This window comes from Colwellia sp. PAMC 20917, assembly GCF_001767295.1.
In the GTDB taxonomy this organism is placed as follows: Bacteria; Pseudomonadota; Gammaproteobacteria; order Enterobacterales; family Alteromonadaceae; genus Colwellia_A.
Genome location: NZ_CP014944.1, coordinates 3685656 through 3701082, shown reverse-complemented (window position 1 = coordinate 3701082; position 15427 = coordinate 3685656). Strand labels below are relative to the sequence as shown.

General features: G+C 39.1%; 13 protein-coding genes. 3 read left to right on the top strand and 10 right to left on the bottom strand.

The genetic code is table 11. From position 1 onward, the window contains the following. Nucleotides 1-166: 166 nt before the first annotated feature. Both sohB and A3Q34_RS15870 read right to left on the bottom strand, forming a co-directional pair. Nucleotides 167-1228 (bottom strand): protease SohB, encoded by a 1062-nt coding sequence (sohB, locus tag A3Q34_RS15875; protein ID WP_070376241.1) that lies wholly within the window; start codon nucleotides 1226-1228, stop codon nucleotides 167-169. 181 nt (nucleotides 1229-1409) lie between these two features. Then, entirely contained in the window at nucleotides 1410-3830 is a 2421-nt protein-coding gene (locus A3Q34_RS15870) for a VolA/Pla-1 family phospholipase (protein WP_070376240.1), read from the bottom strand. A 270-nt stretch (nucleotides 3831-4100) separates the two neighbouring features. On the opposite strand from A3Q34_RS15870, the gene A3Q34_RS15865 reads away from it, so the two are divergent. Further along, nucleotides 4101-4847, top strand: a complete 747-nt coding sequence (locus A3Q34_RS15865) for a YciK family oxidoreductase (protein ID WP_070376239.1) — start codon at nucleotides 4101-4103, stop codon at nucleotides 4845-4847. A gap of 60 nt (nucleotides 4848-4907) precedes the next feature. Here the strand turns inward: A3Q34_RS15865 and fadD are convergent, their stop codons facing one another. The 8 genes from fadD to A3Q34_RS15825 all read right to left on the bottom strand — a co-directional run bounded on the left by fadD (nucleotide 4908) and on the right by A3Q34_RS15825 (nucleotide 12661). Further along, nucleotides 4908-6572, bottom strand: a complete 1665-nt coding sequence (fadD, locus tag A3Q34_RS15860) for a long-chain-fatty-acid--CoA ligase FadD (protein ID WP_070376238.1) — start codon at nucleotides 6570-6572, stop codon at nucleotides 4908-4910. A 238-nt stretch (nucleotides 6573-6810) separates the two neighbouring features. Next, nucleotides 6811-7683, bottom strand: a complete 873-nt coding sequence (locus A3Q34_RS15855) for an alpha/beta fold hydrolase (protein ID WP_070376237.1) — start codon at nucleotides 7681-7683, stop codon at nucleotides 6811-6813. A gap of 5 nt (nucleotides 7684-7688) precedes the next feature. Next, nucleotides 7689-8267 carry a Slp family lipoprotein gene (locus A3Q34_RS15850; protein WP_070376236.1) on the bottom strand — a complete coding sequence of 193 codons (579 nt, stop codon included), beginning with the start codon at nucleotides 8265-8267 and terminating at the stop codon, nucleotides 7689-7691. Then, nucleotides 8254-8934, bottom strand: coding sequence for a M50 family metallopeptidase (locus tag A3Q34_RS15845; protein WP_070376235.1), 681 nt, complete (start codon nucleotides 8932-8934; stop codon nucleotides 8254-8256). The genes A3Q34_RS15850 and A3Q34_RS15845 overlap by 14 nt, the downstream gene beginning before the upstream one ends. 57 nt (nucleotides 8935-8991) lie before the next feature. Continuing rightward, nucleotides 8992-9465 carry a hypothetical protein gene (locus A3Q34_RS15840; RefSeq protein WP_070376234.1) on the bottom strand — a complete coding sequence of 158 codons (474 nt, stop codon included), beginning with the start codon at nucleotides 9463-9465 and terminating at the stop codon, nucleotides 8992-8994. 66 nt (nucleotides 9466-9531) lie between these two features. After that, entirely contained in the window at nucleotides 9532-10257 is a 726-nt protein-coding gene (gene tsaB / locus A3Q34_RS15835; protein ID WP_070376233.1) for a tRNA (adenosine(37)-N6)-threonylcarbamoyltransferase complex dimerization subunit type 1 TsaB, read from the bottom strand. 21 nt (nucleotides 10258-10278) lie between these two features. After that, nucleotides 10279-12207 (bottom strand): ATP-dependent DNA helicase, encoded by a 1929-nt coding sequence (locus A3Q34_RS15830; RefSeq protein ID WP_070376232.1) that lies wholly within the window; start codon nucleotides 12205-12207, stop codon nucleotides 10279-10281. Nucleotides 12208-12304: 97 nt separating this feature from the next. Further along, nucleotides 12305-12661, bottom strand: a complete 357-nt coding sequence (locus A3Q34_RS15825) for a hypothetical protein (RefSeq protein WP_070376231.1) — start codon at nucleotides 12659-12661, stop codon at nucleotides 12305-12307. 475 nt (nucleotides 12662-13136) lie between these two features. Between A3Q34_RS15825 and hisG the strand changes: the two genes are divergently transcribed. Beyond that, nucleotides 13137-14036, top strand: a complete 900-nt coding sequence (gene hisG / locus A3Q34_RS15820) for an ATP phosphoribosyltransferase (protein ID WP_070376230.1) — start codon at nucleotides 13137-13139, stop codon at nucleotides 14034-14036. Nucleotides 14037-14128: 92 nt separating this feature from the next. Next, nucleotides 14129-15427, top strand: coding sequence for a histidinol dehydrogenase (gene hisD / locus A3Q34_RS15815; protein ID WP_070376229.1), 1299 nt, complete (start codon nucleotides 14129-14131; stop codon nucleotides 15425-15427).

Sequence of the window (15427 nt, the reverse complement as noted above, 5' to 3'; positions counted from 1 at the left end):
CGCTTATCTTAATTATAGGTATACTTTAAAAACTTTTACGGAAGTTTCTCTAGAACTTCTCTCAAGTGGATAATTAAATATTAACCTATAATAGCCCAGCGTAAAGAAACAAAAAAGGATGCCATTAGCATCCTTTTTTAGATCTTATTCACTCAAAACGCATGCGTTAACTTGGAAATATACGATTATTTTGCCAAAGTTTACTAAAGATAGAATCAACAGACATTGATGCAGCTTTTGAAAACTTTTCCGCTAAGGTTTTTTTCATTACGTATCTTAAAGCAATAATTTTGTGCGACTTACTACGAGACTGAAGGAAATCATCACTGGTTTGAATTTCATCAACTAAACCAAGCTCTTTCGCGGTACTGCCAAACCAATGTTCACCGGTTGCGACTTTATCAATATCTAAACTTGGACGACGTTCGCGAACAAAGTCTTTAAATAGCACATGTGTTTCTTCTAACTCTTCAGAAAACTTTTCACGACCTTTATCAGTGTTTTCACCAAACATAGTCACTGTACGTTTGAACTCGCCGGCAGTAAATTGTTCGTAGTCAATATCGTTTTTCTTGAGCAGTTTATGAAAGTTAGGGACTTGCGCAATAACACCGATTGAGCCAACAATTGCAAACGGTGCAGAGATAATATGATTGGCAACACATGCCATCATATAGCCACCACTTGCCGCAACCTTATCAACTGATGCAGTTAACGGGATATTATGCTGACGAAGTCTGTCAAGTTGTGAAGCTGCTAGGCCATAACCGTGAACCATGCCACCACCGCTTTCTAAACGTAAAAACACTTCATCTTCAGGGGTTGCAACCGTTAGTATTGCTGATATCTCTTCACGTAGTGCACTCACTTCTCGTGCGTCAATGCTGCCATTAAAATCAACAACAAAAATCCTAGCTTCAGCTTTAACTATGGAACCTTCATTATCGGCTGATAATTTTGCTGCTTTCTTATCGGCTTTAGCTTTTTCTTTCGCTGCTTTCTTATCTTTCTTATCTTTTTCTTTTAATTCTTCTTTAGATAAGAGGTAATGAATAATATCTTCTTCAACATCGATAAACTCTTCAGATAAGTCGTTAAGCTCTAACTCACCTTTTTTACCGGCGGGTTTCATTGCTGAAGAAGCAATAACCGTGACAATTGCGACAATCGCAATAACTAAGGTGATCGCTTTCGCTAAAAACAACCCGTACTCATACAAAAATTCCAATACATTCTCCTGTTATTAACCTCATATATCTAAGTCGTTTATTGACTTGAAGCTAATATATATAAATTTATCTATTAGCTATATGGGGCATATTGTAAATAAATAAAGTTAATAAGTTAAAAAGGCAAAAAAAAGGCAATAAAAAACCCTCCTAAGAGGGTTTTAGTAGTTATTGCTAAAGTTACTTAACAACAGCTGTGTCTGTTACTTGAATTAATTGTCCCATAGTCGCAAAGAATATGGCTACTTGCGATTGCATCTCTTGTGTTGCTCTAGCACTTAACGCAGCGTCAGGTGAAGCTGGGTAGGCACGGGGATCTAGTATTGAACTGTGGTGTCCATTAACAAATCTCACTGCACCAGAACCTTCAGTTGTTTCACTAACACTTTGCAGACCCAATAAAGCGATTGCAGGTTCAGTGCCACCCATAGGGGTAAACGGAGCTCTGTTAGTCACTGTTTGGTCTGAAAGATTATCAGCACCATCACCAACAACTTCAATTAAATGAGTAGGCGTTTGTGTTGCTGCTAATGTTTGAACATAAGCTATAGGATCACCTGATTCAGTTACCGTTTGTGATGCAAAAGTAAACTGCGCAAAACCAGCATTTAGTGTTGTTTTTTGCTCAATAGATAAACCATCATAGAAAGCAAAATAGAAAGCACTTAGTTCGGTTTGAGTATAATCAGCAGGTAATGTTGCGGCAACTGCTGCAGCAAAACCAGGCGACAACTGTAAGGTTAAATTAGATTTAACTGTACCTTCAAATCTTGGCGAATCTATACCAAAGTTAGCTAACATTAAACCTGGCATAGCTAAAGAAGTACTAGCAATTTTGAATAATCCATCAATTTGTGGATTTAGTTCGGTATTAGCTAAACCAACAGCATTCATTCCATATATACCACCTAATGAATGACCTAAAAGGTGTACTTTACTGCTATCAATTTTAATTGGGTTACCATCGCTGTCAGCACCACCTAAAAAGTTCATGCCTAAACGTAAACCTAATAAATCAGCCGTACTTTGGCGAGTATTATCACGCATGGTTAGCATATTACCTAAGTTAATATAGTGTAATATCGACACTTCATTGGTACTAATTTCATCAGTACCGTCACCGTCTAAATCAAAACCACGGCTACCATGTAACGGCTGATCAATCGCAATAGTTGCGATACCAAATGCCGATAATATACCGGTGATCGGTAACATTTCTTCTTTTATTGAATTAATACCATGCACTAAAATCGCTACAGGCCAACCATTTTCAGGCATTTCTAATGCCGGTAAGCCCATACTTGCACGCACTGGGTTAGCCCAAGCTAAATCAGGGGTAGTCATTTGCACATCTATTGGCATCATCGCGCTTGTTGCTGGAATAGGATTAAACTTAGTTAAATTACGTTCAGTATCAAGAGTAGCTAATGCTGGATTTGCACTTGAGCTTAAATCACGTAAACCAAAATTCATACAAAAACCATCATTTGCATCTAACGCATCAGCAGGGATCGCCGCTGGGTTTGCTGCTGCTAAGCCAGCAAGTGTAGCGCCAGAATCACAACGTGCTCGCCACCAGTCATTAACAGGAGCTAATGGGTTTTCGGCAGAAGGTACAGCTGAGTAATAAGGAAGTGTAATTGAACCACGAATATAGTTTGCTGCTGAATATAATGGGATCAAACTTTCTGGAATTAAACCCGTTAATACGTTTGCCACTGAAATACCGGTATCGGCTACGCCAATTGCTGGAATTCCTTGTTGAGCATTAGCAACCATTTGAGGTACGCCCGCAGCCATCAAAGACTTAACCGTGCTTAACACACGCGTCGTTGATTGTGTTGTCATTGCAGCGGTATAAACAATAGTATCGCTATTAACACCAGCAGCTACTACAGCAGATTCGTAACTGTTGATAACAGCTTGCAAGCCTAGTTGTGAGGCATTACCTAGAGGTAACGTTTTTATATCTTGACGTGCTAATTCATAGGTAGTTGAACCCGCAATAGCTTTACCATTGTTATCACGAAGATTGTTCGTCATTACCATAACATAGGTCGTTTCTGCTTTAAGCGGCTGAGTCGGAATAAATAAAACATTATCGCCAGACTTTTGCGTAACAAAATCTTGCATGAACACAAGTTCACCAACAACTTTACAGGCAAGGCCACGCGCTACAGCAGTACAGTCACTGTCATTCGCATTACCACCCATAATTGTTTCGAAGACTCTTACCGATCCAGGTTCAGAAGCACTACTGGCATCTAAAGAGGTACCTGCTGGGAATTCAATTCCAAGAGGAAAAGGTTGAGAAATAGACCAACCGTCTAGCGCACTAATGGCTACAAAAGGGTCTGAACCATCAGTTGGATCTTCAACAGGAATTTCTAACGTACCGTCAACGGTACCAGAAAAAATCAAGTCATTCGGAATAGAAAGTCCGGCAGCACCCGCACTTGGATTAAATTTAACACGAGCGGTTGCTGTTACGGCACTGCCGTTTTCAACCACTTCATTTTGAACATCTTTAATTGATTCATCATCACATGCCGTTAGTCCAAGAACACTGGCAATAGCAACACTAAGTACGAGCTTTTTCATTTTATCTCCCCACAGACGAGCTTTATATTATTTAGCTTTTTATGCTTTTATTTTTTATTTATCTGTAATTTCGTGAAGCGTAGCTCACAAAACTAACTTGTTCGACCAGTTAAACTTACCGTAAGAACTGCCTAAGTGCTAGCGGTTTCTTCTTTTATTATAACTTTAACTAACATTTTAGCTAAAACTTTTAAATATTACTCGTCAGTCAATAGGTCAAAGTAGTAGAATTACTGCCTTATTTACCTTCAAATAATTTGTATTGATACTATGTTTAATTACCAAATAACAGCAAATTCTTTAGCCAATAAAATAATTTTAGTTACCGGCGCAGGCGATGGTATTGGTCGCCAAGCGGCATTAACCTACGCTGAATTAGGTGCTACGGTTATTTTATTAGGAAAAACAACCGCTAAATTAGAGTCAGTTTACGACGAAATCATCGCACAAGGTTCCGCTGAACCTGCCATTATCCCCCTTGATTTAAAGGGTGCGACCAAACAGCACTACATAGATATGACCGCGACCATTGTTAATCAATTTGGTAAACTTGATGGCGCGTTACTCAATGCCTCAATGCTAGGTGAATTAACACCTTACACGCAGATACATCAACAAATTTGGCAAGATGTAATGCAAGTTAATGTGACGGCTCAGCATCTAATGGCTCAGGCGTTAATCCCTGCATTACTGCTCAGTGATCATGCGTCATTGGTATTTACCACCTCTGGTGTTGGTAATAGTGGTAAAGCTTATTGGGGTGCGTACAGCGTTTCAAAGTTTGCGACAGAAGGGCTAATGCAAGTTATTGCTGACGAATACGAAAATACCACGTTACGTGTTAATGCGATAAACCCGGGCGCAACACGTACTAATATGCGTAACACTGCCTACCCAGCAGAACATGAAAATGATTCAGCAAAACCGGTAGATATAATGCCAGCCTATGTGTATTTAATGACGAGTGATAGTTTGGCTGTTAATGGCCAACGAGTTAACGCGCAAAAAGCAAAATAAAGAGCTAAAAAAAAGGCTGTAAGAATAAACTTACAGCCTTTATATTTTATCAATTAAGAATTATCGTAATTCTCTTCTTAAAATTTTACCTACGTTGCTTTTGGGTAAGTCATCTCGAAACTCAACATACTTCGGCACTTTATAACTAGTTAAGTTGGCGCGACAATGTTTAATCAGATCTTTTTCCGTTAATGTTTTATCCTTAAGCACAACAAATATCTTGACCGCTTCACCTGTTGCGTCATTATCTATGCCAATAGCAGCGACTTCTAATACACCTTCATGCATCATGACCACTTCTTCAATCTCATTAGGATAAACATTGAAGCCTGAAACGATAATCATATCTTTTTTACGGTCAACAATTTTAAAGAAACCTTTATCATCCATAAGAGCTACATCGCCTGTCGCCAGCCAACCTTCTTTTAGAATTTCAGCCGTGTCCGCTTCGCGCTGATAATATCCTTTCATGACTTGTGGACCTTTTACCCACATCTCGCCTGGTTCACCAATCTCAGCATCACTACCATCATCTTTAATGATGCGTATATCTGTTGATGACGCCGGTAAACCAATATTGCCACTATAGCTTTTTTGATCATAAGGACATAATGTTACTAAAGGTGCACACTCAGTTAAGCCATAGCCCTCTAATAAACGTGTGCCTGTGACACGCTCCCATGCTTCACCCACAGAACGCTGCACTGCCATACCGCCGCCAAGCGACATTTTCAACGTACTAAAATCAAGGTCTTTAAAACCAGGAGTATTTAATAAGCCATTGAATAAAGTGTTAACGCCAGTAATTGCGGTAAAAGGATACTTAGCCAGCTCTTTTACAAAACCAGGCATATCACGAGGGTTGGTGATCAATAAGTTGGTACCACCTAACGTTAAAAAGGTCAGGCAGTTAGCTGTTAATGCGAAGATATGATAAAGCGGTAATGCGGTGACCACGAGTTCTTTGCCGTCTTCCATCAAAGGTTTTATTGCGGCTTTTGCTTGTAATAAGTTCGCAATCATATTGCGATGGGTCAGCATAGCCCCTTTTGACACACCTGTTGTACCACCGGTATATTGCAAGAACGCAAGATCTTCACCACAAAGTTCTACTGGCTGGTAAGTTTTGAGCATCCCTTGAGAGACAACTTTATTAAATCTAATGGTGTTTGATAATTTAAAGGCTGGTACCATTTTTTTAACATATTTGACCACACAATTAACTAGCGCACCTTTTACAGTACCCAGTCGGTCGCCTAAAGAAGTAAGAATGACATGCTCAACCGAGGTATTATCAATGACTTTTTCTAAGGTACTAGCAAAGTTTTCAATGATTAACATTGCTTTAGTGCCTGAATCTTTTAATTGATGTTCGAGTTCACGGGCGGTGTATAGCGGGTTAACATTAACCACGGTCAAACCAGCAAGTAAAGCTCCAAACAATGCAATAGGATACTGCAAACAATTAGGTACCATAATGGCAAACTTATCGCCCTTAACTAAACCTAAATCATTTTGTAAATAAGCAGCAAACGCTTTTGATTGTATCTCTAGATCTCGGTAATTGATTTCTGCGCCCATATTAATAAAGGCAGTGCGTTCAGCATAAATATCAACATATTTATTGAACATATCAGATAACGAGGAGTACTTATCTGCATCGATTTCAAATGGGACACCGGGTGGATAACTTTTTTCAAGCCAAATCTTTTGCGTTTGTTGCACTTTGCGACTCCTCTAATAATAGCTTAACTGTAGACGATTATTGGTTTTATTCGATTAATACTTTTATATTTTACGTATTATTTTTTAATCGATATCGTCATTTTACTCTATATGAATGAATTTTTATTTTTTAAAACGGATGTTTGAATTTTCTTTTTACGTGATTACTGGTCTGATGTCTATAAATTTTAGCCACGTTTACCGTTTTCTCTTTATAAACGGTAACATTTAGAAAAAATCAGCCAATAAACTCTAAAATATGTCTACTAGTCTGCTCAGGCTCAGCCATATGAAAATGATGTCCTCCAATTAATTTATAGCTAGTAAAGTTATCAAACAAGGGACCAAATTCTTTCAAACCAGTTTGTACAAAAGACAAACCTTTGTCACCATAAATTAATTGCACAGGAATAGTAATATCTTCAATAAACTGTTTTGCTTGCGCCAACGTTAGCCGATACGGTGATGTATTCCTTAAACGACGGTCAGTTCGCCAAATAAAGCCATTATCATTTTCAATAATCCCCCGTTCAACCAACAACTTTGCTTGTTGAAAGTTTAAATCAGAGACTTGTACTCTAGCCTTAATTGCAGAATCTAAACTGGGGTGAAATTTTTTCTTTTTTGCTGAGGGCGATAGTTGTTGATTGCACGTTAAACGACTTAACAGCCCCTTACGTAAATGCTCGGTCGCTTCCTCGGCTTCACCGCTAATAAAGCCAATTGAATCAAGTAAGGTTAATGACTTAACCTTTTCAGGAAAAGCGGCTGAAAATGCTGATGAAATCATCCCGCCCATTGAATGAGCAACTATATCAACTTTCTGCCAGTGATTTATTTCCCACAGCAATAACAAATCATAAACATAATCGATAAAATGATAATGGGCATCGGCACTTCTGTGAGACGATAAGCCATGCCCAGGCCAATCTATGGCGATAACACGCTTACCTTTAAAGTAAGGTAACATAGGTAAAAAACTAGCCGCGTTATCTAACCAACCATGTAAGCACAAGACTAGCTCGTCGTTTTTGTCACCACAAGCTAGGCCAGTCAGGGTGAGTTCACCTAAGTTAAAACTCACCTCTTCGACGTTATCAGGGATGCGCAAGGTGACTATTTCTTTTTAACAGGCGCTGGTGCTTTCCTTACCACAACTCTTCTTGGGTAATCGGAATAGCGAGGCTGCCAGAAAGAAGGAGACGACCAAAATGGATTATGGATAACGCGCACATCGACTTGCTTTTTTTCTTTCCACAAGTGTATTTTTGTCGCGGTTAGGACCGGATAATTATATTCGTGCTCGCCAATTTTTCCTTCTTCTGAAGCGGCGACAGTGCCTAATGCAGTTATACTGCGACCTTCTTTATAAATAACGGGATCGAGTAGACCTGAAAAATAAACACGAAAACGTCCCAACGTTTCATTACCTTGCTTGGGTATCGCGGATGACTTTAACGGAAAGTGAACAATTTCTAACATACTATTGTTAGCATTATTGGTTACTTTTGCAATAACCCCACCCCAGCGAGCCGCATTTCCTTGTTCAGTGTTAGCATTATCTCGAACAACGACAAAGTCTGTTAATACCGTATTATCAGGTACCTGCAATGCTTCTGGAACTGCTGAACAGCCACTTATAAATATTGCACTTACCCATAAGGGTAGTATTAAGATTATATTACGTTTTTTCATCATATTTACCTTTTCTAGATATATTCGCTAACCAAACAATACCACCAACACCAATACTAAACCATATAACGACCCATAAAAATTCAGGTATGCCAGTGAGTTGTGCTAATGCAGCACCATCGCCAAAGTTTCGTCCATCAACTAAATACCAAGGACTTTTTACACTGTTAAGTAAAATAATTGCCCCTGTTATTTGCAAACTTATCTGTAAGTAACTTAATTTTTTATATTTAAATTTCAATAAAATGAGTGCTAACAAAACACTAATAATCATTAGCGTTAAAATATCTCTCGCCCAAAAGATCAAAGTGGTTAGTAACAATAATGCGATAATGCCACTTAACATTTGTGCTGCCCGTTGGTGCATACTCGCGATAAAGTAAATCCCTATTCCCCATAATGCCGCGCCAGCATAACCCATAAAGCTAATAAAAAAATTCATTCCTCCACGAGTTGTGCATAGCCCTGCCCCGTTAGAAAACAATTGAATTTGTACGATAGTCCCCCCGGTAAAGAGCGCAGCTAGGCCATGGCTGATTTCATGAAAATAACTTTCAAGCCATTTGAAAGGTATTGAAACAATGGGGATTTGGCTAATAATTAATGCGGTAATCAATATTAACCAAAAGTGATATTTTCTCAAAAAGGACGAAGGCTTACTATTCATGGATTATTTTTCATTATGATAAAAGAAGAATATATGACAAAACGCGGCTAGTGTTACTTAGACAAGTAAGTCGATACCAAATACCTGCTGAATATTTTCACGTTGAGCGATATTATCTACTGAAGAATATGCTGCAATTGCGGTTTGGTTTTGCTTTGATGGGCTGTCATAACTTGCTTGGCTATTATTTTTATTGCCGACTTGCTGGTTAGTTTGGCCTGAAAAAGAAATATTACTTGCTGAAACGGTTTGTGATGCACTTGGATTGAGTTGTGCTTGCTGATTTTCAAATTGAGCTTGTTCGACTAAAGCAAGTGCTTGCTCATCGATATCAAAACGTGCAACTTGACTCGCTTGTTGGTCTTGGGCTTGTTGCGTGCTGTCTTTGTTAGTTTTTTCAGCTTGCTCTGTATTTTGCTCAATTTGTTGGACACGAAAGCGATCACGTTGCTCAGCAACCTGATTTTGATTATCAACCGACAACGATGCGCTTGATTGGGGCGTGAACGAACTCGTACTATTTATTTGCATAGTTTAAATTTACCAAAGTTTTGCCAAATTACAAAACTTTTTGTATTTTCACGTAAATAAAATCGATTACCTACCCGGCAGCTTTTTCCATGAAACAGTATCACGTACATAAACCGGTTGAGCGTTTTCAGCACTAACCGCCTTACCTTGGGAAAAGTAATACTGACCAATTTCTAGTAGTTCTTCCGCATTAGGAAAAAGTATCTCTGGTGTTCCCGCATTAATTTTTAAAGGTTCAAGTTCACTTTTATATGCGTCCCAGCCAGTACCTACGCCATAGACCTGTTGATTTTCAGTTAAAGACTGATTTAAATACTCAGCTAATTTTTCAGGTGCTAGTACGGTATCTTGCAGCGCAGCTTCCATAATACCTTGCTCATTTAATCGATAATAGCCGGCATAGACCTCTGACATACGAGCATCGATCGTTGCAATAACCTCTACTTGCTGATGCCGACTGAAAGCTTGTTGAGCCATAGCCTGCAGGGTTGATACCCCAACAACTTTTAAATCAGCAGCAAAAGCTAAGCCTTGTGCGACACCAACGCCAATTCGAACGCCGGTAAAACTTCCCGGCCCTTGTCCGAAAATAAGTCCATCTAATTGTGCTAACGTTATATCGGCTTTTTTAAGTAAGCGGTCAATCATCGGCAGTAACACTAAGCTATGCGATTGTGGTGCTAGCTCAAATTCACTGATCGTTTGGTCGTTAAACGTTAATGCTACCGAACATGCTTCCGTTGAAGCGTCTATTGCCAAAAAATTCAAATTATTCTCTCTAATACTTATCATTATTACTTTTTAAATTAACCATTACTCTGATAGTGAAGTAAGGAATTCACTCGCTTGCTCAATATCTCGACTGCGTTTCATCATAGGTAAACTTTTTAAAAAAACTTCGCCATAAGGACGATTCACCAATCTATCATCACATATTACCATGACACCTTGGTCGGTAACATCTCGAATTAAACGACCAACGCCTTGTTTTAATGCAATAACGGCTTGTGGTAATTGGATTTCAGCAAAAGGATCACCCCCGCGCCGTCGAACATCTTCACAGCGCGCCTGCAACATCGGGTCATCGGGTGAAGCGAAAGGAAGTTTATCTATAATGACACAAGTTAATTTGTCACCTCTAACATCAACTCCTTCCCAAAAACTGGCGGTTGCTAATAAAATCGCTTCTGGGTTATCAATAAAAGCGGCTAACAAAAGTCCTTTACTCATTCGCCCTTGCACTAATAAGGGTGATTCAATCTTTTCCGCTAAAATATCGGCAACTTGGTTTAACATCCGATAGCTAGTGAATAATAAAAAGCAAGCTCCTTTACTTGCTGTTATTAACGGTATCGCTAATTCAGCGAGTGCTAGTGCTCGACTATGGTGCTGAGCAGCAGGTAAATAGCGCGGTACAATTAGCTGTGACTGCGATTGATAATCAAACGGGCTATCAACAAGTAAGGTCGCTGCTTTCGTTTTCGCTATATTTAAACCTAATTGCTGAGAAAAGTGATCAAAGCCACCATTTACCGCCAACGTAGCTGAGGTAAAAACCCAACCCGCTTCAGACTTAGCAATATAATCACTGAATTTGTCAGCGACACTCAATGGTGTTAAATGTAAGACCACATGCCGCCGTGTTGTTTCATACCAAAAGCTCATACCATCGATATCAACGTTTGCCATAATGTCGTATTTCGCGAGTATGTCCACGGCACGATCGTAGCAATTATCAATGGCTTCATTACGAGAAATACATAACTTGATCACTTGATAGAGAAAGTCTAAATCTGTTTTTAGTGCAGCAAAGGCCTGTTGAAACCTTGGCTGGGCATATTTTTCTCGCCAGTTGCCGCGTTCAGGATCATGAAAAAAGAGTAAACGAAATTCTTGCGCCGCTTTTTGGCACTTCTCTGCGGCTCTGCCTAATTGTTTCACATCGGTTAAGGTTGTTTTGTATATTTGAATAACATCAGAACATAAATCGAGAATTTGCTTAGTAGAAAAAGCGTCACCAAAGTATTCACTGGCAATATCAGGTATTTGATGGGCTTCGTCAAAAATCACCACATCTGCTTTGGGAATAAGTTCACCAAATCCAGTGTCTTTTAAGGCCATATCAGCAAAAAACAAATGATGGTTAACAACCAAAATATCCGCATCAATTGCTTTTTTTCGAGCTTGCACTAAGTAACAGTCGTCAAAGTTAGGACAATCTTTTGCCAAGCAATTATCTGTGGTACTGGTAACAAAAGGAAAAATGCCAGAATCTTCAGCGACATCGACTATTTCGCCAATATCACCACTGCGAGTCGACGTTGCCCAGGTACGAATTTTGACAAAATCTGTCAACATTGCCGCATCTAGCTGACCACGCTCTTTTACATAAAGTTCAAGGCGATATATACACAGATAATTGGCCCGCCCTTTTAATAGAGCGATCTGCGTATTGGTTGCCATAGCATTACGAATAAGCGGTATATCTTTATGAAACAACTGTTCTTGTAAGTTTTTAGTGCCGGTAGAAATAATGACTTTTTTTTCAGAGAGTAAAGATGGGATCAAGTAAGCAAAGGTTTTTCCTGTTCCTGTGCCCGCTTCTACAATTAAGCAACTCTTTTGTGAGATGGCGCGTTCAACATCTATCGCCATATCAATTTGCGCCTGCCTAGGAGAATAGCCGTTAAGTACTTTAGCGAGAATACCTGAGGGTGAAAATGCTTGTTCAACTAGGGTCATAGAAAATACTACTGATAAATATTACCACCAGTATAAAGAATAAAAAGCCAGAGAGAAATATACATTCGATTAATGAGCGAGTTGCCCAGTAAAAAACTTAAACAAAAATATCCAAATGAGTGATATCTTCATCGGGTTCATCATGATTTTTCTTCGGGTGAGTCAGTTCATCTTTATGAGTGATCACGTTATCGGTGACATCATGAGTGTTATCCACAATAGTATCGGCAATCACAGCAGACGTTGATTGATGCTTCTTTTTATTTTCCTGATGTTCTTTTTGATCAGAATCTTTTTTAGCTAAAACAACGTAATGCTCATGATTTTCAAGGTGATCCAAATCATCGGTCAGCTCGTTAATTGCAGCTTCTTTAGTGAGTGGTTTCACGCGCAGACGTTCAGGTTTAATCGGCACCGATACAACACGTGTTAATACGGTGGTAAAAATATCCATCAGTTATAGGTCCTTTTATTAAACTCGTTACTTAAGTATCGACTACTTTAGACAATTCTTTATTACCTTATGCGATTATTTTATAAGAAGTGTTTATTTATTACTTGCTCATTATAAAAATAATCAGTACTGTAAAAGCCATTAGAAAATGATCGTCACGAAATAAATTTTTCGTCAGATTATTTAACTCATTTAATGTGTAAAGTGAATGACACTTGCTCGTTAAATAACAAAACAAACTATGAGTATAATATGAATATTAACCTAAGCACATTACATCGCCATCATCACCATATCGATTAGCTGCTCAGGTTTATTCGCTGAGGGGCTGTGACCTTTCGGCGAGTTGTATAACTCAGATTTAACCCCCGAAAGAGTCTATCTCTCTCGGGGGTTTTTCGCATTTTATAGGCCTTGAAATTGTATATACACGTACTAGAATTTTGGCCAACGCTTTATTAAAGGAAATACAAACATGACTACAGAAACTCGCTTACGCATCGCTATGCAAAAATCAGGTCGTTTAAGTGACGACACTCAAGCCTTACTCAAACGTTGTGGTTTAACACTCAATGTTACTGATCGACGTTTGTTAGCACATGTTGCTAATATGCCTATCGATATAATGCGCGTTCGTAGCTCAGATATCCCAGGCTTAGTGATGGACGGGGTTTGTGATTTAGGTATTGTTGGTGACAACACCCTAGAAGAAGCGGCATTAGAACGTGAATTGATGGGGCAAAAGTCTCAATACATTCGAACTTCACAGCTTAATTTTGGTGGTTGTCGTTTATCTATTGCGATGCCTGAAGGCTTTGATTATCAGGGCGTCAAAAGTTTAGACGGTTTACGTTTTGCAACGACTTACCCTCAACTCCTCAATCGTTATGCAAAAGAAAAAGGCATCAATGTTGATTTTTGTTTATTAAAAGGCTCTGTTGAAGTCGCTCCGCGGGTCGGTTTATCTGACGGTATTTGTGATTTAGTTTCAACCGGCGCTACACTAGAAGCCAATGGTTTAGTTGAAGTAGAAGAGATTTTTAAATCTAAAGCATCGCTTATTCAAACAGCGAGTACTTTGTGTAGCGAAAAACAAAGTATTCTTGATACCTTATTGCCACGCATCCAAGGTGTTATGAAAGCAAAAGAAAGCAAATACATTATGTTGCATGCGCCAAAAGATAAAATTGCCGAAGTAAGTGCCTTAATGCCGGGTAAAGAAACGCCAACAATCTTACCTTTAGCGGGTCGCGATGATTTAGTTGCTGTTCATGTTGTTGCTACCGAAACGTTTTTTTGGGAAACAATGGAAAAACTCAATGCACTCGGTTGTAACTCTATATTAGTTATGCCAATTGAAAAAATGATGGGCTAATGCGCGTCATCTTTGGGATTACATCACCACGGCTGTGATCCCAAAAATCTAGGGTACCTTTCACGGTAAGTAAAGTATTAAGGTTAAAAGTAATGATAAATAAAATGATCGATTGGCAAGCATTATCAAAAAGAGAGCAACAAACAGCACTTGCTCGACCCGCGATAAGTGAGAGTGGTTTACTTTCGCAGCAAGTTGAAAACATATTAAATAACGTGAAACGAAATGGTGACAAAGCGCTTTATGAATTAACGGAAAAATTTGATGGTGTAAAACTAACCACATTAACCGTTACTGATGAACAAATAACCGCAGCCAGAGCAGCATTGTCGACTAAAAGATTAAAAGCCATTGAAACGGCTTATGGTCAGATCAGGCGCTTTCACCAAGCACAAATATGTGACGACATAACTGTAGAAACATCCCCAGGCGTTCGTTGTACCTTAAAAACTGAAGCAATCGAAAGTGTTGGTTTATATATTCCGGCAGGCTCTGCACCTTTACCATCGACGGTTCTAATGCTTGGTGTACCTTCACAGTTAGCCCAATGTCCGCGTACTGTTTTAGTTTGCCCTCCCGACATCAATGGTAACCTTGCTAACGAAATTCTAGTGGCCGCAAAATTATGTGAAATTGATGAAATTTACACAGTCGGTGGCGCGCATGGTTGTGCAGCAATGGCTTTTGGCACAGAAACAATAAAACCGGTCAATAAAATATTTGGTCCAGGTAATAAATACGTTACCGAAGCCAAAAAGCAACTTGCTCAACAAGTGAATGGTTTTGCCATTGATATGCCAGCAGGTCCTTCTGAAGTGTTAATTATTGCCGATGCCAATGCAAAAGCAAACTTCGTCGCAGCTGACTTGCTTTCTCAAGCTGAACACGGACCAGATAGCCAAGTTATCTTATTATCTGACAGTGCCGAATTAATTACTAACGTTCAAAATGAGTTACTTAAACAAGTCGCGGTACTTTCTCGTCGAGAAATAGCAGAACAAGCACTTACACAAAGTCGTTTGATTTTAGTAAAAAGTTTGTCGCAAGCGGTTGAGGTTTCAAATATTTATGCTCCTGAACATTTAATTATTCAAACCGATAATGCCCAAGAGTTATTAAAAACATTACGCAACGCAGGTTCAATATTTGTTGGTGAGTACACGCCAGAGTCTGCAGGCGATTACGCCAGCGGTACTAATCATGTATTACCCACTTACGGTTATTCTAAAGTAATTTCTAGTTTATCATTGGCCGATTTTTCTCGACGATTTACTGTACAAGAAATCACTAAACAAGGCTTGTTGAATATTGCCGAATGTATCACTGAGCTCACCGATGCCGAAGGACTAGACGGTCACAAACGAGCAGTAACCATCAGGTTAGAGGAATAA

Bases quoted from the DNA above. Each gene is read 5' to 3' on its own strand.
- A3Q34_RS15840 (WP_070376234.1), bottom strand. From the start codon at position 9,465: ATGCAAATAAATAGTACGAGTTCGTTCACGCCCCAATCAAGCGCATCG.
- A3Q34_RS15870 (WP_070376240.1), bottom strand. From the start codon at position 3,830: ATGAAAAAGCTCGTACTTAGTGTTGCTATTGCCAGTGTTCTTGGACTA.
- hisD (WP_070376229.1), top strand. From the start codon at position 14,129: ATGATAAATAAAATGATCGATTGGCAAGCATTATCAAAAAGAGAGCAA.
- A3Q34_RS15845 (WP_070376235.1), bottom strand. From the start codon at position 8,934: ATGAATAGTAAGCCTTCGTCCTTTTTGAGAAAATATCACTTTTGGTTA.
- A3Q34_RS15865 (WP_070376239.1), top strand. From the start codon at position 4,101: ATGTTTAATTACCAAATAACAGCAAATTCTTTAGCCAATAAAATAATT.
- hisG (WP_070376230.1), top strand. From the start codon at position 13,137: ATGACTACAGAAACTCGCTTACGCATCGCTATGCAAAAATCAGGTCGT.
- tsaB (WP_070376233.1), bottom strand. From the start codon at position 10,257: ATGATAAGTATTAGAGAGAATAATTTGAATTTTTTGGCAATAGACGCT.
- A3Q34_RS15825 (WP_070376231.1), bottom strand. From the start codon at position 12,661: ATGGATATTTTTACCACCGTATTAACACGTGTTGTATCGGTGCCGATT.
- A3Q34_RS15830 (WP_070376232.1), bottom strand. From the start codon at position 12,207: ATGACCCTAGTTGAACAAGCATTTTCACCCTCAGGTATTCTCGCTAAA.
- A3Q34_RS15850 (WP_070376236.1), bottom strand. From the start codon at position 8,267: ATGAAAAAACGTAATATAATCTTAATACTACCCTTATGGGTAAGTGCA.